Origin of the sequence: Roseivirga sp. E12 (assembly GCF_017592825.1) — a bacterium.
GTDB lineage: Bacteria > Bacteroidota > Bacteroidia > Cytophagales > Cyclobacteriaceae > Roseivirga.
This window is the reverse complement of the sequence record NZ_JAGFMD010000010.1, coordinates 152757-170692: the sequence shown is the minus strand read 5'-3', so window position 1 is coordinate 170692 and position 17936 is coordinate 152757. Positions and strand designations below refer to the sequence as shown.

Annotated in this window: 14 protein-coding genes and 3 tRNA genes; 10 read left to right on the top strand and 7 right to left on the bottom strand. The window is 41.5% G+C overall.

From position 1 onward, the window contains the following. Positions 1 to 95: 95 nt before the first annotated feature. Both J4E76_RS19145 and J4E76_RS19140 read right to left on the bottom strand, forming a co-directional pair. Positions 96 to 1055, bottom strand: a complete 960-nt coding sequence (locus tag J4E76_RS19145) for a hypothetical protein (RefSeq protein ID WP_208506400.1) — start codon at positions 1053 to 1055, stop codon at positions 96 to 98. Then, positions 1052 to 2020: a VWA domain-containing protein gene (locus J4E76_RS19140; RefSeq protein ID WP_208506399.1), complete on the bottom strand. Its 969-nt coding sequence runs from the start codon at positions 2018 to 2020 to the stop codon at positions 1052 to 1054. Before J4E76_RS19140 ends, J4E76_RS19145 begins: the two co-directional genes overlap by 4 nt. 102 nt (positions 2021 to 2122) lie before the next feature. On the opposite strand from J4E76_RS19140, the gene J4E76_RS19135 reads away from it, so the two are divergent. The 3 genes from J4E76_RS19135 to J4E76_RS19125 all read left to right on the top strand — a co-directional run bounded on the left by J4E76_RS19135 (position 2123) and on the right by J4E76_RS19125 (position 5175). Next, a complete protein-coding gene (locus tag J4E76_RS19135) occupies positions 2123 to 4177 on the top strand; it encodes a PAS domain-containing protein (protein WP_208506398.1) in 2055 nt (684 codons plus the stop codon). 2 nt (positions 4178 to 4179) lie between these two features. Continuing rightward, complete coding sequence (locus J4E76_RS19130; RefSeq protein WP_208506397.1) at positions 4180 to 4830, top strand: response regulator transcription factor; 651 nt, start codon at positions 4180 to 4182, stop codon at positions 4828 to 4830. Between the two features lie 87 nt (positions 4831 to 4917). Then, on the top strand, positions 4918 to 5175 hold the full coding sequence (locus J4E76_RS19125) for a hypothetical protein (RefSeq protein ID WP_208506396.1): 258 nt from the start codon (positions 4918 to 4920) through the stop codon (positions 5173 to 5175). A gap of 271 nt (positions 5176 to 5446) precedes the next feature. Here J4E76_RS19125 and J4E76_RS19120 read toward each other — a convergent pair whose 3' ends face one another. Together J4E76_RS19120 and J4E76_RS19115 are read right to left on the bottom strand one after the other, a co-directional pair. Further along, on the bottom strand, positions 5447 to 6856 hold the full coding sequence (locus tag J4E76_RS19120) for a P-loop NTPase fold protein (protein WP_208506395.1): 1410 nt from the start codon (positions 6854 to 6856) through the stop codon (positions 5447 to 5449). Between the two features lie 354 nt (positions 6857 to 7210). Further along, a tRNA-Arg gene (locus tag J4E76_RS19115) sits at positions 7211 to 7289 on the bottom strand. Positions 7290 to 7423: 134 nt separating this feature from the next. On the opposite strand from J4E76_RS19115, the gene J4E76_RS19110 reads away from it, so the two are divergent. The 7 genes from J4E76_RS19110 to J4E76_RS19080 all read left to right on the top strand — a co-directional run bounded on the left by J4E76_RS19110 (position 7424) and on the right by J4E76_RS19080 (position 11869). Beyond that, the gene (locus J4E76_RS19110; protein ID WP_208506394.1) at positions 7424 to 8506 is read left to right on the top strand and encodes an AI-2E family transporter; all 1083 of its coding nucleotides are present in this window, start codon (positions 7424 to 7426) and stop codon (positions 8504 to 8506) included. Positions 8507 to 8508: 2 nt separating this feature from the next. Continuing rightward, the gene (locus tag J4E76_RS19105; protein ID WP_208506393.1) at positions 8509 to 9405 is read left to right on the top strand and encodes an aldo/keto reductase; all 897 of its coding nucleotides are present in this window, start codon (positions 8509 to 8511) and stop codon (positions 9403 to 9405) included. Positions 9406 to 9407: 2 nt separating this feature from the next. Further along, positions 9408 to 10070 (top strand): DUF547 domain-containing protein, encoded by a 663-nt coding sequence (locus tag J4E76_RS19100; RefSeq protein WP_208506392.1) that lies wholly within the window; start codon positions 9408 to 9410, stop codon positions 10068 to 10070. Positions 10071 to 10087: 17 nt separating this feature from the next. Next, positions 10088 to 10774 carry a DUF2461 domain-containing protein gene (locus J4E76_RS19095; RefSeq protein ID WP_208506391.1) on the top strand — a complete coding sequence of 229 codons (687 nt, stop codon included), beginning with the start codon at positions 10088 to 10090 and terminating at the stop codon, positions 10772 to 10774. 10 nt (positions 10775 to 10784) lie between these two features. After that, positions 10785 to 11438, top strand: coding sequence for a DUF2461 domain-containing protein (locus J4E76_RS19090; RefSeq protein WP_208506390.1), 654 nt, complete (start codon positions 10785 to 10787; stop codon positions 11436 to 11438). 153 nt (positions 11439 to 11591) lie between these two features. Next, positions 11592 to 11666 (top strand) — tRNA-Pro (locus J4E76_RS19085). Positions 11667 to 11782: 116 nt separating this feature from the next. After that, positions 11783 to 11869, top strand: a tRNA-Ser gene (locus J4E76_RS19080). A gap of 203 nt (positions 11870 to 12072) precedes the next feature. On the opposite strand, the gene J4E76_RS19075 is transcribed toward J4E76_RS19080, so the two are convergent. From J4E76_RS19075 to J4E76_RS19065, 3 genes are all read right to left on the bottom strand, one after another. Continuing rightward, positions 12073 to 12321 carry a hypothetical protein gene (locus J4E76_RS19075; protein WP_208506389.1) on the bottom strand — a complete coding sequence of 83 codons (249 nt, stop codon included), beginning with the start codon at positions 12319 to 12321 and terminating at the stop codon, positions 12073 to 12075. 172 nt (positions 12322 to 12493) lie between these two features. Then, positions 12494 to 14965 (bottom strand): ABC transporter permease, encoded by a 2472-nt coding sequence (locus J4E76_RS19070; protein WP_208506388.1) that lies wholly within the window; start codon positions 14963 to 14965, stop codon positions 12494 to 12496. Between the two features lie 216 nt (positions 14966 to 15181). Beyond that, complete coding sequence (locus J4E76_RS19065) at positions 15182 to 17650, bottom strand: ABC transporter permease (RefSeq protein ID WP_208506387.1); 2469 nt, start codon at positions 17648 to 17650, stop codon at positions 15182 to 15184. Between the last annotated feature and the right edge of the window lie 286 nt (positions 17651 to 17936).

Below are 17936 nucleotides of genomic sequence, written 5' to 3'. Positions count from 1 at the left end.
CCTAATCACCTAATCACCTAATCACCTAATCACCTAATCACCTAATCACCTAATCACCTAATCACCTAATCACCTAATCACCTAATCACCTAATCCTACCAATCTGGTTTGTCTGAACGTTTGCGCTCTGTGGCTTTGCGCTTTTTCTGTTGAACGTATTGGGTCTCGTTGTTCTTCATTGCCTCAAGAATCATCTGAGCTTTTTCCAGAGGGATGTTCATTTCCTTGAGCTTTTCTTTGAGCTTTTCCAGAGGGTCTTCTTTTTGCTCTCCCTCTTTCTGCTCCTGATTTTCTTTACCCTCTTCTTGCTGTTGTTTCTGATCTTGGTTTTGCTGTTGCTCTTGTTGCTCCTGCTTTTCCTGATCTTGCTTTTCTTGGTTCTCGTTCTTCTGATCTTGCTTTTGTTGATCCTTCTGCTCTTGATCTTTCTTTTCCTGATCTTGTTTTTGATCTTCCTTTTGCTCCTGATCTTTTTGTTCTTGTTCCTGCTCTTGCTGCTGGCGGATCAACTTCTTAAGAAGCTCGTAGTTATATCTGGCCTGATCGTTTTTGGGGTTTTTAAGCAGTGCCTGCTTGAAATTACTTAGTGCTGATTGAGTAAAAGATTCTTTTTCATCTGGTGATTGCTCTCCCATCTTATAGGAAATGATCCCTAATTGATTGTGCGCCATGGATGCCAAAGACTTGTCAGCACCATCTTTCACTCTTTTGTAATTTGAATCAGCAATGTCGAAAAACCTGATGTCATCGCTAATAGCATTTAGAGCTGCGGTGTCTTCGACCATTGTTTCTCCTGAGCTAATTTCGCTCAGTAAACCCATGTTTTCGCCCCCATAAGACATGATGTAAGCCGCATTGGCGAGATTGAGCCTTGCCTTATCATCTTCGACTTCCATTGAGTCTAACAGCATTTGGTAGGATGATATGGCCTCTTGGAAATTTCCATCGGCATAAGCTGTGCTGGCTTCCTTTTTTAGCTTATTAGATTTAGCAATTTTGGTTACAGGGTCTGTAACACTAGTAAAAAGAAGAACTATGCTTAATAAATACTTCATATCCTTAATGTCTTTCTTCTAATCATGGCATCAAGTACCATGAGGGCAATTGCTCCCAGTAGGAAATAATAAAATTTGTTGGCCGAAGCATCAATCACGCGAGCGTCTCTGAGTTCGCCTTCTACTTCGTTAATGGCACGAATCAATCGATTAACATCGTTTTGATCTTCATTAATTTCGAAGTATTTGCCACCAGTGTCTGCTGCCAGTTTTCTCAACGACTTTGAATTCAGTTTTGTTACTACTTCCGCACCTTGTCTATCTCTCTTAAAGCCATTGCCTTGTCTGATTTTAGAACCAGTCTCTGTGCCAACGCCCAAGGCAAATAACTGAATACCGGACTTAACGACTTTTTCAACTGCGTCTTGGGTTTCGTCACCGAAGTCTTCGCCATCGCTGATCATCAATATGATTTGAGCTTTTTGTTGTGTGACTGAGGCTTCAGTGTCCTCGAGTTTTTCTAATGCGATATTGATCGGAGAGCCAAAGTCTGTTCCCGCATTCGGCACCAGGCCGGTGTTTAGTGTATTAACAAACAAGTTTAAAGCACTTTGATCATAGGTGAGGGGACATTGAACAAATGCCTCAGAGGAGAAAATGATTAAACCGATTCGGTCTGAGTTGAATGCCTCAATGATTTTCTTTAGCTCATACTTGACCTTCTCCAACCTTGTGGGTTGAACGTCAAAGGCATTCATTGATTGCGACAAGTCAACTGCTACGTAAATGTCTTTGCCCTCTGATTTAACTTCTTTGGTGGTCTCTCCAAAGGAAGGGCCGAGTAGTGCAATGATCAACAGTGATAATGCCAATGATCTTAGAAGGATCTTGAAAAGAAGTGGTCGAAAAGTGGTGTTCATACGCTTCGCCAAGCGAATAAGGCGAAATATATAGACGAGATATGCGACTATAAAGAGGCCAACAAAAATCCCCTCAATCATTCCAATACTCTTAAACCAAGTCATGCTTTAAATCTTCGAACGAGCAAATATAATCAAGCTCTGAACTTTATAAATACCATTCATAAATAGCTTACGGTATCTGGTAGTTAAAGATTGTTAATTAATGTGAAGGGCGGCTACACTTTAAAACCAGTTATTCTTTATTTTTATCTAAGTAACTTATTATTTGATGCTGGCCAATTGAAGACGACTTCTCAAAATACGGATGATCTGGTATTGGGTGTTGCGAACGCAACAAACGCACTCATTGCCGAAAGTCTCGATTTGGGTATCAATCTGGCAATCAAAGAATTATCACAGCCTTTAGGAGTCGATGCAGGCTTTGTTACTGTTAACCATCATGACGATCAAGGAGGTTTTCTAACTTCTATGAAGTATGCCTGGACGCCACATGCAAGAGCCGAGCGTTATGCGAGGAATCAAAATGTAAAGGGGGAGTTGCTGGGTGAGATTTTGTCGTCCTTAATAAAGGGTCATCACTATGAATTAGTTTACTCTCAGGCGAACGATGACTTGAAAACCCATATGGGATTTGATGGGAGCAAGTCCGTGATCATGTTTCCCATTAATGTCGAAGGTGACTTTTGGGGAATACTTGGTCTGGTGGACTTTCACCAGGAACGAGGTTGGTCCGATCCGGAAAAATCTTTACTCCATTCATTCGCAAATTCTATTGGTAATGCGGTATGCCGAAATAAGCTGGAAGAAAGCTTGGAGGCTTTAGTTGCCGAAAGAACGCTGGAGCTTCAGAATAGCAGAATGCGCTTTCAATTGGCTATTGAAGGCTCTCAAGATGGTATTTGGGATTGGCAGCCTAATCAAAATAAAGCCTATTGGTCGCCTCGCATGTTTGAGCAATTGGGTTATGGCCCAGATGAAATCCCTGTTCCCAAGGATAACTTCTTCGATATGCTGCATCCTGATGACGCTACAGAAGCACGTGAAAGATTTGAGCGACATATGCACGATCGAGTGCCTTACGAAGTCGAGTTCAGATTGAAAACAAAGAGCGGAGAATATCGATGGTTCAAGTCAACTGGACAGGCACTCTGGGCCGATGATGGAAGTGTGGTTAGGATAGTAGGAAGTCATGAAGACATTCATGATAAAAAGATGGCCGAACTCGATGTAAAGGAGAGTCACCGAAGAATGAATAACCTGGTGAACAACCTGCCAGGAATGGTCTATCGTTGTCTGAACGATCAAGAATGGACCATGCAATATTTGAATGGTGCCTGCGAAGCGATAACCGGCTATACTTCAGATGAATTCTACGGAGATCCGGGTGATGTCACCTTCGGAGAGCTTATTCATGTAGATGACAGAATTGATATGTGGGATCAGGTCCAAAGAGCACTAAAGGCGAATGAATCCTTCCGCGTGATCTACCGAATCATTGACAAGCGAGGCAAAGAAAAGTGGCTTTGGGAGCAAGGAAATGGTGTTTATGACGAAAACGGTGAGTTGAGCGCTTTGGAAGGTTGCATATTTGATATTAGCCCGGTGGTAAGAAACCAAGAGCTGCAACATCAAGCCATTTATAAGGCCGAGGACAATGAAAGAAGAAGGATAGCGGCAGACATTCATGATGGGCTTCAGCAGACACTTAGCGTGAGTGCATTAAACCTACAGTATCTCGAGGATGAGATTTCGGGGTTGACTGAAAGTAGTCAGGAAAGATATGCTAAGAGCAAGGAGTTCTTGGAGCAGGGTATTGCTGAAACCCGAAGTATTGCGCATCGACTGATGCCGAAATCAATTGGTGAATTAGGCCTTGTTCGTGCATTGCAGGATTTGATCGCGCAGGTAGAGTCATCCTCAGCAATAGAATGTAAATATTATAGCAATCTCAAAGGTAGGCTATCCACTGATATGGAGTTGGGCTTATATAGGACCGCTCAGGAGGCTTTAAACAATGTGATTAAGTCGTCCCATGCCACACATGTCAATGTTCAGTTAGTCAAAGTAAAGAATGATATTCAGTTGATGATTGAAGACGATGGGGTGGGCTTCGATAAGAACAAATTGGACCTGTATGAAACAGGATATGGCCTTACAGGCATGAAAAATAGAATTGCGGCTTTGTCAGGAAGTTTAACGATTGACTCAAGGCCCGACCACGGAACCAGCGTAATCGCATTAGTTCCCTTAAAAGAATGACGATGGACACACGAATTAGTATTTTTATCGTAGATGACCATCCCATGATTGTTGATGGGCTAAAGGGGTACTTTGAGAATTCTGATGATTATGAAATCAAAGGCTCTGCTTCAAATGGGCTTGAGGCATTGGAAAGGCTATTGTCCATGGAGGTCGATGTAATTCTAACCGATATTCAAATGCCTCACATGGATGGGATGGAGCTGGTTAAGAAGATAAAGCTTGATAGGCCAGAGCAGAAGATGATTGTACTCACCATGTTCAATGAAGCGCAGTACATTAAGAAAATGTTGCAATTAGGCGTTGTAGGCTATGTTTTGAAGAATGCCAGTAAAGCTGAGCTGATTCAGGCCATAAACTTCGTCCAAGAAGGAGGACAGTACTATTCGCCAGAAGTCACACAGGTGATTATGAATAAGCTACGTGGAAACCAACCCGCAATGAGCATGGTTACTGAGCTTACAGAAAGAGAAAAAGAGATTCTTTATTTAATCTTAAAGCAAAGATCTAATCAAGAGATTGGTGAAGAATTGTTTATCAGTACCAGGACGGTCGAAGCGCACAAACGCAACCTATTAGAGAAGACAGGTAGTAAAAACATCGCAGGTTTGGTGATTTATGCTATCGACAACCAGCTTTTCGAAGATTTCTAAGGGAATCACCTATTCTTTTATTTACGTATTCACCCGATTTCAGGAGAGATTGGTCTTCATACTTTTGTGGCGTAATCGAAGAAGGGTATGGAAGAGCAGTTGGAAGAACAGAATGTTGATGGGAGGATTGAGCCCAAACCAGTCTTGGTTACTAAGCTATCAAAGGAACTCCTTTTCACCTTAGGCAACCTGGAAAAACAAGCTAGAGAATTGCGTGACGAACCATTTGTGATGAAACGCCATAAGCCCATGCTGGACGATATGGTGGAAGAAGCACATAGGATGGACGGTTTGCTGCAAGCATTAAGAAGAGCATTGAGATCATATAAACCGGACATGGATTAGTTTTGGTTGATTGTGTGTGTAATTGATCGGTTTTAAGAATGTGATTGAGACTAAGCGAATGTTTAGAAAGTGCTCGATGAGGCCACTCGCAAGGGTGGCCTTTTTTATTTTTTAATTAAAGAGTGCTCTATATGGGGGAGCCTTTCGGCATGAAGGCATAAAAAAAGCCTCTCCAAAAATGGAGAGGCTACTGGTGTGATCCGTACTTTCGGAACCTTGAATCAATTTGTAAATGAGGTTAGCGTATTCCATAATGCCGTTAGTGTCTTAGTTATGCAGAAGTATCTAATTCACCCACTAAGTCAATTTTATCAAAAAAGTAGTTTAATGATAAATGACTTAAGCCAAAATTTTGCAGACTTCTCCAGGCAGATATATATGTTAGAGTTAAGTTGGTGTTAGAAACCGGTATTTGAATTTCATCTCTTTTAGTTTCCATGTTGTAGTCATAAAGAGCCAAACGTTCATTGTCTGATTTCAAATTATTATGAAATAGCAAAAGATAGGCCTCTATGTATACCCACTCGCTTGCTGTTATCTTAGCACTGTTATTCTTTATCAAGGATTGAATGCCTTCTGTTAATTGATCAACTGACATATTTTCTTGCCTAAGTTGAGTGTAGAAGCTTTCATGAAGAATCTTTAGATAAACCAAAAAAATGAGAGTTCTTGGGATAGTAAAAACATTATCTGTGAAGCCTCCCAATGCAATTCTGGTCAGAGCAAATATCTTCTCTTGATCCCTTAGTTTGACGTCACTATTCGAAAATAAGATCTGACAAGTCTGGAGGAATTGGTCCTTTTCCATGGGTAGATTTCTATGTTTTTTTCTTCCATCGGAAAGGAAGAAGCCATCAAAATCATAGTAGTCGTAGAGATATCGATGGTAAAGTCTTGAAGGGGGAGCAGGTAAGTTATATTCGAGATGTATAAACCTTTTTAAATAGTCTTCTGCATCTATTTTCTCACTCCCATAGGCTCCTCTCACTGCATGAGCGAGTTGGGTTTTGTCGATCGAAAGAATAAAGACTATGTTTTTAACACCAAAGAAGTGCTTTATCTGTTCCAGAATTGAGACAGCATAATTAGGTCTACATCGATCTAGTTCGTCTATGAAAAAAATGAGGGGCTTTCCCCCATTAGTTGAGTCTATAAACTTTGTTAGTTCCTCCCTGAATTCAATTAACGATTTTTTCTTATTGACATACTCATTGACGCTCTTGTCAAAATCGGAGAAGGCATTCTCAGAGATCTTTTCAATGCTCTTAATCAATGTTTCACTGTCTACAAATTTGTCAATTGCTGCTTTGATGAGAATGGGTGCCACATTTTTTGATAGCATTGCCGCTTTATTGAGCATTGATTTGAAAACGACTTCGTTTGTTTTTTGAGTCAGTTCTTGAAGTTCACCCATTAAAGCCGTGAGGGGGCTATCTTCAAAATCATTTTCCCAGGCGTTAAAGTATACAGTTTTGAACTCGTTGAGCTCTAGGTGTTTTTTCCACATTTTTATGAATGTGGTTTTGCCAGTCCCCCAAGAATTGTTTATTGCTAAAACAAAGCCCTGTGGGTAGGCCTTAATTATGTTTGTTAACGCCTTGGCGTGTTCTTCTCTTTCTAATTTACAGTTTATAAATGGGGTCTTATCTGGGATTTCGAGGTGCTTGTGGCTTATGTTCATGATGTGTGTTGTTTACCTTGTTAGTGTTTGGAAGCTGGGCTTCTAATTCCTCATTTATGTGATCAACTGTGATTTTTGAGAGTTTGGAATGGAAATCAATGAGTAATTCAGCTTGGGTCTGTGAATACAGCCTGCTAGATTTGTTTTTATTAAGAATTTCTAAGGTTTCTCTGATACTCATGGGCCGCTCAGGACTCGAATCTCATAATGTATTGATAATCAATATATAAAAATCAGATTCGTAAGCCTAACGAATAAAGGGTGGAAAAGACGAATCTTTTTGTCCTATTGTAATTCTCTGATTGTTAGACTTTTGAAATAAAAAAAAGACACCTCGGTAAGGAGGTGTCTTTCTGGGTGATCCGCTCAGGACTCGAACCTGAAACCTACTGCTTAGAAGGCAGTTGCTCTATCCAGTTGAGCTAGCAGACCAACGGGCTTTTTCAAAAGCGAGTGCAAATATAGTGAAATAGCTTTTTCATAGTCAATGAGATTTGAAAAATCTTTGATGTTTTTATGCCTTTATTTTCAACAGAGATTCATTACTTTCAGAACATCAATCTGCCTATGAAAACAGACTTCACCAGAGACAACCTTAGAAATGCATCCTATTGGGTGATAATCATCGCTGGAGTCTTTTTTGGCCTTATTTACTTTAGGGCATTTTTGGAGCCAATCGTTTTGGCACTTGTCGTTTGGTACCTAATTAGAACGGCTCGTAAGTATGTAGGCAAAATCAAAATAAGAGGAAAAGCACTGCCAGGCATTATTCAAAGGATACTGGCGTTCATTTTAACACTATCCTTACTCTACGGTCTATACCAGATTGTCTCAGTAAATGTAAAGCTGATTACCGCCAATGCGGATAGCTATGATGACAACCTTCAGGTCTTTATTGATCAAATAAAGGACTTCACAGAGTCGAATAGCGATTATATACCAGAGGTCAATGTTCAAGAGACTATTGATAAGATTGATTATCAGTCTGTCATTTCGAGTGTTTTTAACTCTGTAAGTGTGGTATTAGGAAACTTTGCACTCGTAATCGTTTATGTGATCTTCTTTTTGATTGAAGAGAACTACTTCGGACAAAAACTGGATAACCTCTTTAAAAAAGAGGCGAATCGGCAAAATGTAATGGGGATTCTGGGTCGGGTCGTTAAGGCGGTTAATAAATACTTTACTGTCAAAACTCAGGTCAGTCTCATCACAGCGGTAGTCTGTTATTTCATATTGCTGGCCTATGGGGTAGACTTTCCGGTGCTCTGGGCCTTTATCATCTTTATCTTGAACTATATACCCTATATCGGTTCTCTTGTGGCCAGTTTACTGCCGGCCATCTTTGCCATCTTCCAGTTCGCCTCCTTTTGGCCTTTCCTCTGGGTTTTCCTCACAGTAGAGGTTGTTCAGATTTTCGTAGGCAATTATGTGGAACCAAAGCTCATGGGAAGAACGTTGAACCTGAGTCCGCTTGTGGTAATAATTGCACTCTCTTTCTGGGGGTCTATTTGGGGAATATTGGGTATGATATTATCGGTGCCAATTATCTCTGTAGCAGTAATCATTTGTGCTCAATTTCCGTCCACTCGTGCCATCGCAATTATGATGACTGAGAACGGTTATATTGAGGAAGATGATCACAAAGAATAATCATGAATTATAGGAGGCTCGAACGAGCAAATTTGGACGTATCCGAGATCAGCTTTGGATGCATGTCACTTGGTGTAAATCATGCAGAAAATGAAACATTGATTCACACTGCTTTTGACGCTGGTGTCAACTACTTTGATACTGCTGATATCTACAAGAATGGCTTTAATGAAGAGACGGTAGGAAGGGCACTAAAGCCCATTCGGAAAGAAGTTGTTTTGGCTAGCAAAGTCGGCAATGTACCAAATGATGAGGAGCGGAATTGGGAATGGAATCCTTCAAAAAGTTACATACTTAGTGCTGTTGAAAAGAGTCTGAAAAGGTTGGGTACAGACTATATCGACATTTACCAATTGCATGGTGGAATGATCGAAGACAACTGGGAAGAAACCATCGAAGCGTTCGAACTATTGAAGGAGAGGGGACTGATCCGCCACTATGGAATTTCCTCTATTAGACCAAATGTAATTCGAAGGTTCGCACAACATTCTCAGGTTGTAAGCAATATGATTCAATATAGCTTACTAGATAGAAGGCCAGAGGAGGAGGCGCTAGAGGTTTTATCCAAAGCCGAGATTGGAGTGATGGTGAGAGGAGGTCTTGCAGGTGGATTATTGGCAGGAAAAGATTCAAGTGATTACTTAAATTACACTACAAAAGAGATTGAATTACTGGTAGATAAAATTAAATCATTCTCAATTGAGAAAATCTCATTGGCACAGGCTTCACTTCAGTGGGTATTGAGCAATAAAGCTGTGACAACAGCTGTCGTTGGGATGCGAAATATGGAGCAGTTGCAAGACGTTTTGGGTACGATCAAGTCAGCTCAGTTGACGGATGAAATGGTGACTGAGTTAAGCGCTCTGCTGGAGCCGAACGTTTATACAAAGCACAGATAAAGATGGACCATCAATCATTTTCAAGAGCGGGAAAGATTGCCTTAAGCCAATACCTGAATGGAGAGTCTCACGCACTTGATGCGCTCGAAGGCTTCCTTAAAAATGTGCAAACTTTTGATCTGTCATACCTTGAGAATGACAAGGACAAAAAAGCATTTTGGATCAATGTTTACAATGGATTGACTAATTATCAAATTGTTAAAAATCAATTGAGCGAGTCCGTTTGGGAGAAGGAAGATTTCTTCAGAGATGAGCTCCTTGTGATTGGAGATTTGTCCTTTTCTTTAGACGATATTGAGCATGGTATTTTGAGGAAGAATGGTCCTCGTAAAAACAACAAACCAAGGCAATTTTCAGATGGTGATTTGAGGTTGAAATTGATGATAGAAAAGATGGACTATCGCGTCCACTTTGCGCTCAATTGTGGGAGTGTTTCTTGTCCTCCGATTGCCTTCTATTCCAGTGAGAAAATTGACCAACAATTGAGTGATGCTGAGGCTAGTTTTTCGGCATCAGAATTCATTGTCAATCATGCGAAAAAGACAGTCGAATGTTCATCTATTTTTCTTTGGTATAGAACGGACTTTAGAAACCATTATCTTAATGATTCGGTTTTGTCCCAATACACTGTGATCGAACGTTCTTATATCTGGAAGATTCAATAATTAAACAACCTTAATCAATGGCACAAATCAATAAGTCCTCATTCGATTTTTTAAACCAGTTGACTGAAAACAATAACAGAGACTGGTTTAATGAGAACAAACCCTGGTACCAAGATGAGCATCTAAATGCTACTGACTTTGCGGAGGCAATGCTGCAGGGCCTGAAAGAACACGATGATATTACTACCGTCAGTGGTAAGAAAAGCATGATGCGGGTGTACAGAGATGTCCGCTTCTCAAAAGATAAATCTCCCTATAACCCGCGTTGGGCAGGTAGTTTCTCCAGACAGAAACCACATTTACGCGGGGGCTATTACTTTCACTTAAAACCTGGGCAAACCGTGATTGGGGGCGGATTCTATGGGCCTGTGCCTGAAGATCTAAAGCTCATACGAGATCAAATTGCTCAAGATGATCAGCCTTTAAGGTCAGTTTTGAATGATCCGGCTTTCAAGAAGGTGTTTGGTGCGCTGCAAGGTGAGCAGGTTAAGACAGCGCCTAAAGGTTTTGACAAGGAGCATCCCGCTATAGACTTATTGAGGCACAAGTCAATGTATGTCTTTCGAGACTTTAGTGACAAGGAGGTGCTGAGCCCTAACTTCTTAAAAGAGGCTTTGAGTACTTTCGTAGCACTGAGGCCATTCTTTGATGTTATGACAGAGTACCTGACAACGGATTTGAATGGCTTGTCTCGTATAGACTAGTATCCATTTTATGGCAAAACAGAATATTTTCAAGTTTCTAGAGGCGCTTTCAGCGAATAACTCCAAGGAGTGGATGGACAAGAACCGTTCTTGGTATCAAGACACGAAAGACGAGGTAGTAGCGCTTTTCGATCCTATTCTAGAGGAAATCACACGTGTAGATCCAAGAATTGTGCAGCCCAATGCACGAAGGGCCATCAGTAGGATTAATAACAACCTAATGTTTCATCCCGATCGTCCTACTTATAAGGATCACTTCGGGGTGGTTTTTGGTTATGGCAAGGGACTGGCAGACTTTTATGTTGGCCTAGGTGTCCGAGAGACAGAAATTGCTGGGGGCTTATGGCATCCGGATAGTGAGCGTTTGAAGAAGGTGCGAATGGAGATTGACTATGAGGGAGACAAACTCTCAGGTATATTAAACTCTGACGCCTTTGTGAATGCTTTCGAGCTCTATAAGCGGGATACTCTCAAAACTACTCCTAAGGGTTATCCAAAAGACCATGAGCATATTGAGCTATTGAGACTCAAGAGTCTCGCTGCCTTCAGGCAAATCACAAGAAAGGATGTTTATGCCTCGGGCTTCAGTGAAATGGTGGTGGAGTCTTACCTTGCCATTGTGCCATTACTGGATTTTATAAACACGGCAATTAGCGATAACTAGGTGGCGGATTTGGCTGACTTTCAAGCTGTATCATTATTGAATTTTGAAGGCATTAAAAAATCTGAAATTTTATCGTTCAGCCTCTATTGCAAAACAAAAAATCCCTCTATATTTGCACTCCGATTTGGGAGTTACATCTCAAATCATAGGGCTCGGGGTGTAGCGTAGCCCGGTCATCGCGCCTCGTTTGGGACGAGGAGGTCGCAGGTTCGAATCCTGCCACCCCGACACAAAAAAGCTGGTTTATGACTGGCTTTTTCTTTGTCAAATGACCCGAGTTTAAAAGGTTTTTTCTTTAAATTCACAGCGCATTTGGCAACAAAGCAAATTCAGTAAGAATCCACGGAGAGGTGGGTGAGTGGCTGAAACCACATGTTTGCTAAACATGCGTGCGGGAAACCGTACCGGGGGTTCGAATCCCCCTCTCTCCGCAAAATAAAAGAGCTCCAAATTTTTGGAGCTCTTTTATTTTGCCTGGGTGGTGAGAACCCTTGGGTTCGAAATCGTAGCGCAGCGAAGATTCACGAGGGGTTGAGCGCATGCCAGTGGGTATGAGTAATCCCCTGTAAGCTGACCTTGCTCAGCAGGGTTCATTGTAGGCCACCCACACGGGATCAACGTAGTTAATCCCTTCCTAAGCCGTATGCAGGCTAATCTTAGTTTCTGAAAATAGGTGGTAAGCGGCTACAACAATCGAGTGACCGTCTTGATAAGCTTCAATTTCACTTCTCTGTTCTAGATAAACCGGACAGTAGTCCTGTTCGCCTTCTTCCCAAAGCACAAGCATATACTCATAGTTGATCTTGCTTTCTCTACCATTGACCAACCATTGATCAAAAGTATCTTCATTTAGTGATTTGGAAAACCCCAGGCCATCGAACATTTCGTGAAAGTATAAAAATTGGGGTTGTTTCAAAAGTTAAAAAAAGAACGTCATTCCCATGAAAATGGGAATCTCCTTCAGGCTTGGTGCCATTGATTTTGAGATTTCCGCCCCTGTCTGCCGACAGGCAGGTTCGTGAGAATGACGATACTAAGTTTATTTTCTCTAATTTTTATTCGTAACGTAATGCTTTCACTGGATTTTGGTTTGCCGCTTTTAGCGAGTGGAAACTCACCGTTAGGAAGGCAATGACCAAGGCCATGATGCCCGCAATGGCCGCTGCACTCACAATTACAGTGGAGAGGTCCATTGTGTATTGGAAGACCTGCAGCCAATCTTCTATCAGTAGATACGCGATTGGCGCAGCTATTACAAAGCCCACAATCACCAAAATCATAATGTCTCTGAAGATCATAAATACCAGTTGGAATACTGAAGCACCCAATACTTTCCTTACACCAATCTCCTTGATACGAGTGGCAGTGGTATAGGATGATAGTCCTAGAAGTCCAAGACAGGAGATTAGAATACAGATATAAGATAGAATGGCTGTTAGCCTGCTTTGCTTCTTATCAGACTTGTAAAGCAAGTCTGCCTGATTATCCAATAGGCCATATTCGAACGGATGGCTTGGGTCAAGTTCGGCATAACGAGTTTCCAAATAGTTCAGCGTCTCTTGTAGCGTGCCTGCTTTAGCATGTATTACCACGGCAGGCTGTATCTGAGTGATAGTCGCAAATCTTTCGTATCTAAATATCAATGTTGGTTCGACTTTCACATGCAAAGAGAAGGCATGAAAATCTTTCACTACGCCAATCACGCGGAAGGTAGGAACATTGGGCCCAGCATTTTGAACCTTCTTACCAATTGGGTTATCCCACCCCATTCTTTCTACCATGGCTTCATTTACCAAAACGCCATTTGTGATATCGGTAGGGATGTTTTCATCGAAGTCTCTACCGTTAATGATTTCCATTTCCATGGCTCTGACGAAGTTTTTGCCAATATTCATCATGTTGTAGGTATCCGTCACCATTAAAGTGTCAGCGCCTTCAACCTGCATCACCTGACGGCCACCACCAATCAGTCGATTACCAACGGAATTGGAGGTACCTGTATTCATCCCCGTTGAAGTTGTTACATCAACGATATTAGGATTTTGACGCAGTTCATTTTGAATAAATTCGAGCCTTCTGCTAACGAGAGTATCTCTGGTAGGAATGATGATTACATTGTCCTTGTTAAAGCCAATGTCTTTCTGCCTCATAAAATTGATTTGGTTGCCCATCAGGAGTGTGGCGATAACCACACCAATCGACACGAAAAACTGAAAGGCTACTAATACTTTTCTTAAGAAGAGACTACCAGGCCCAGACTTAACCGAGCCCTTCATCGCCAATAACACTGAGATGGTAGAGAGGTAAAAAGCAGGGTAAAGCCCTGATAACAAACCAATCAACAAGGTAATGCCAAGAGATCCGAATAGTAACAGGTTATTGCTGAGGAAGTGAAGTTCGAGTTGCTTATCCAATAATTCGTTTAGCCCCGTACCATGAATCAGTAGGTTCACTAAGACAATGGCCACAATTAATGACACGAAAGTGATCACGATAGATTCACTCAAGAATTGACCAATCAATCGGCCTTTTGTAGAGCCTAATACCTTTTTAATGCCAACTTCTTTAGATCGTTTTGTAGCTCTGGCAGTAGCCAAATTCATATAGTTGATAGAGGCAAGTATCAGCACGAAAAGCCCAATGGCCATAAATGCATTGGTGTACGCTTTATTACCTGTCGGCAGGTCATACTGAACTTTAGAGTTGAAATGAACCTCATTAAGTGGAACAAGTCTTGGAGAGAAAGAGGCCTCTCTTAGCGATGGTGCAAGTTGAGCGATTGGTGCCATGTACTTGTCGAAGAACTCGGGGAACTTATTGTAAATGACATTTACATCATAACCCTTGGGTAGCTTCACATAAGAGTACAGCGCAATGTTCCAGAGTGCCCCAGATCGTTGTTGTGCATTCAATGGTGGCTGGCCAGAAGTGGCAGTTGAAAAGGAAATAAGACCATTAAAGCGCAGATGTACATTGTCAGGAACATCTTCTATGATTCCCTTTACAGTAAAGGTATTCTGGTCGGTTTTCACCAATTCATTTAATGGGTTGACATCTCCGAAGAGCCTTTTTGCTGTGCTTTCTGTAAGCACTAAACTGTTAGGTTCTACCAGTGCAGTTTTTGGGTCACCTTGAATGAATTTATGTGTGAAAATGTCGAAAGTGGTGGAGTCGGCTAAGTAGACATCATCAACGTAGAAGTTGTTGTCATCTATTCTAAATAGCACTTGGCCTGTGTTCTGAAACCGAGTGAAAGACAGGATTTCAGGAAACTCCATCTGCATTGTCTCTGCTAGAGCAGTGGAAGTGAGTGCAAACTCATCATTCTTAGGAGGGATGTAGAACTTGGATTCAACACGATAGACTTGATCCCAATTCTCGTGCGACTTGTCATAATTGTAATCACTCTGTACATAGAGCATGATGATTATACTGACCGCTAGGCCAATAGCAAGTCCGAAAATATTGAGGAAAGAGTAAAACTTGTTGCGAAGCAGTACACGAATTGCGTAAGCGATATTCTTCATATGAGAGGTTGCCTTTGTTAACGCATCAACAATAACATGAAGCATACCAAAAAATGATATATGGCTAATATGCTCGTTAACGCTGATTTTTGAATTATTGAGCGTTCTACAAGGGAGGTTTATGTGCGTATTCGAACTCGATTATGAACGATAACGTACATGAAAAAAGGCCGCTCCTAGTGAAAGGAAACGGCCTAAATAATTAGAGGTAAACTCTTATTCGTATCTCAATGCCCTCACAGGGTTTTGACTAGCCGCTCTTAGTGAGTGATAACTCACAGTGAGGAAGGCAACCACAACTGAAAGAACACCAGATAGGATAGCCGCAAAAGCGAGCATTTGTGCCAAAGGCATCTGATAGGCAAATTCTTGAAGCCACTGCTCTATAATGTAGTATGAGACTGGAATAGAGATCACAAAACCAATGATGATGAGCACCAAAACATCTTTGAAAATCATGTAAACCAATTGGAAAATAGAGGCGCCTAGCACCTTGCGAACCCCAATCTCCTTAATGCGCTGTGAAGTACTGAAGGATGCAAGTCCGAGTAGTCCAAGACATGAGATAAAGATGCAGATGTAGGAGAGAAGTCCAGTAAGTTTACTTTGTCTAGCATCCTCACGGTAAAGCTCTTCTGCACGGCCATCGAGGAATCTGTATTCAAAAGGGTGGCTTGGGTCAAGTTCAGTGAACTTTTGTTCTATGAAATCCATAGTCTGTCTCAAAGACTTGCCATCTACATGAATCATGAAAGAAGGTAGGGCGCCTTGGGCCTTCAAGAATGGATTGAAGTCGTAATGAAACATCACCATTGGCTCAACAGCGGTGTGTAGTGAAAACGCATTGAAGTCTTTTACCACTCCAATGACTTTGCTTGGTTGTACACCTGGTATAGGTAGTCCGAGCTCTCTTCCTATAGGATCAGCCCAGCCCATATTTTTTACCATGGATTCGTTGACTAAAACGCCTGTTGTTCTGTCTGATGGCTGATTCTTATCGAAATCTCGACCAGCCACTAATTCTAACTGCATGGTCTTGACATAGTCATCACCAACGAACATTACAGGGTAGGTATCATCGCGACTAATGGAATCTGCCGACTCTGCTCTAATAAGCGACTTAGAAGCTCCAAGCAAATTGTTACCTAAGTTCGTATCGCCCCCAACAACAATGGCGTCTGTGACATTGACAATGTTCGGGTTTTGTGTCAGCTCTGCTTTAACAAAGTCAACACGGTTGCTCATGGTCGTGTCCTGCATATTGATAATGACCACATTGTCTTTGTTGAAACCAAGGTCCTTGTCAGCCAAGAATTCAATTTGGTTTTTCATGAGCAAGGTGGATATAATGACTGCAATTGAAATGAAGAATTGAAAAGCCACTAGGCCTTTTCTCATATTCATACTGCCTGGTCCACTTTTAGCAATTCCTTTTAGGGCCTTAATTGTACTAACTGCTGATAGGTAAAATGCTGGATACAGACCTGACAAAAGACCGATGAGTAGAGTGACGCCAATGGCTCCTAAGGTCATTGGCGTATTGGATAATGGCTCGAAAAGGAGCGTTTTACCCATCACATCACCAATCCCGATGCCGTTAATGAGTAGTGCTACTATACCAAAAGCAAGGACCAATGAAACCAGCGCAATGATGATGGATTCACTTAGAAATTGGGTGATGAGCGCACCCTTGGTTGAGCCCATTACTTTACGAATACCCACCTCTTTTGAGCGACTCGTTGACCTAGCTGAGGCCAGGTTCATATAGTTGATCGAGGCAAGTAGTAAGATGAAAATACCGATGGCTGTGAAGGCGTAGGTATACGTTCTGTTTCCGGTAGGGAAGTCAAATTGTGGTGGCTGCGCATTGAAATGAGTGTCTGCAACATTGGTAAGATCAATGGTAAAGAGCCCTTGATAGTTGATCAGTTTGGCGATAGGTGCCATATACTTCTCATAGAACTCAGGAAATTTATCCTTCAAATCCTGCGGGTTGTAGTTTTTGGCAAATACCAAATATGCAAAGTCAGAAGGCGTCCAAAGTCCACCTTGCTGCTCTTGCTGCGCAAGCAATTCCTTGTTGGTTTGTAGTGTTTCATATGACATGAAGGCATCATATGTCATATGGACATTCTCAGGCATATCTTTCATAATGCCCGTTACTTTGAATTGATTGGTGGCAGTTTTTAAAGTCTGCCCCATAGCATCCTGCCCTTTGAAGTACTTGTCAGCAAGCGTTTCTGATAATACAATGGCATTGGGTTCATCTAGCAATGTCAGCGGGTCGCCTTGTACTAATGGGTACTTAAATACTGTGAAAGCGGAGGTGTCTGCATAGAAGATGTTGTTTTCATAGAACTTTCTTCCATCTAGATCGAAGAGAACTTTGCCGGCCGACCTGAAACGGACATAGTTCTCGATTTCAGGATAGTCTGCCTGAAGTCCTTTCGGTAAAAACTGAGAGACAAAGGCATACTTGTCTTCCTTTTCACCAACAATGAAATTTGATTCAACCCGATAGATTCTTTCATAATCTCCGAACTGTTTGTCAAAGCTCATGTCGCTTTGTACAAAGAGAAAAATAATGATCGCGACTGTGAGGCCAACCGCAAGCCCAAGAATGTTTAGTAAGGAGTAAAACTTGTTTTTGAGTAATACCCTAATGGCAAGTGTGAAATTCTTCATGATAATGATATTGAGTTTTTGGTAATCTAAAAGTCTGAAGAATCCGCCTTTAGGTTCAATGAAAGATGAAGAACGTTTTAATTCCACTGCTCTGTGGAAGAGATTTCCGCTGAGTGGGAAGGAGAAAGGATAGAAAAATGAGTTTAACTGTAACGAAGTCGAAAGAATAGAGTCTATTAAATATAGACTTGTCTAAAGGGAGCACTTGGGGCTTTACTGATTACGAGTCTATGGATTTGAAATAATTTGCTATCATTGTAGTTATATTATTTACATAATAATAAAA

What these genes read in the sequence shown, in the direction of transcription:
- J4E76_RS19145 (WP_208506400.1), bottom strand. Translation starts at nt 1,055, where the DNA reads ATGAAGTATTTATTAAGCATAGTTCTTCTTTTTACTAGTGTTACAGAC.
- J4E76_RS19140 (WP_208506399.1), bottom strand. Translation starts at nt 2,020, where the DNA reads ATGACTTGGTTTAAGAGTATTGGAATGATTGAGGGGATTTTTGTTGGC.
- J4E76_RS19130 (WP_208506397.1), top strand. Translation starts at nt 4,180, where the DNA reads ATGGACACACGAATTAGTATTTTTATCGTAGATGACCATCCCATGATT.
- J4E76_RS19125 (WP_208506396.1), top strand. Translation starts at nt 4,918, where the DNA reads ATGGAAGAGCAGTTGGAAGAACAGAATGTTGATGGGAGGATTGAGCCC.
- J4E76_RS19120 (WP_208506395.1), bottom strand. Translation starts at nt 6,856, where the DNA reads ATGAACATAAGCCACAAGCACCTCGAAATCCCAGATAAGACCCCATTT.
- J4E76_RS19110 (WP_208506394.1), top strand. Translation starts at nt 7,424, where the DNA reads ATGAAAACAGACTTCACCAGAGACAACCTTAGAAATGCATCCTATTGG.
- J4E76_RS19105 (WP_208506393.1), top strand. Translation starts at nt 8,509, where the DNA reads ATGAATTATAGGAGGCTCGAACGAGCAAATTTGGACGTATCCGAGATC.
- J4E76_RS19100 (WP_208506392.1), top strand. Translation starts at nt 9,408, where the DNA reads ATGGACCATCAATCATTTTCAAGAGCGGGAAAGATTGCCTTAAGCCAA.
- J4E76_RS19095 (WP_208506391.1), top strand. Translation starts at nt 10,088, where the DNA reads ATGGCACAAATCAATAAGTCCTCATTCGATTTTTTAAACCAGTTGACT.
- J4E76_RS19090 (WP_208506390.1), top strand. Translation starts at nt 10,785, where the DNA reads ATGGCAAAACAGAATATTTTCAAGTTTCTAGAGGCGCTTTCAGCGAAT.
- J4E76_RS19075 (WP_208506389.1), bottom strand. Translation starts at nt 12,321, where the DNA reads ATGTTCGATGGCCTGGGGTTTTCCAAATCACTAAATGAAGATACTTTT.
- J4E76_RS19070 (WP_208506388.1), bottom strand. Translation starts at nt 14,965, where the DNA reads ATGAAGAATATCGCTTACGCAATTCGTGTACTGCTTCGCAACAAGTTT.
- J4E76_RS19065 (WP_208506387.1), bottom strand. Translation starts at nt 17,650, where the DNA reads ATGAAGAATTTCACACTTGCCATTAGGGTATTACTCAAAAACAAGTTT.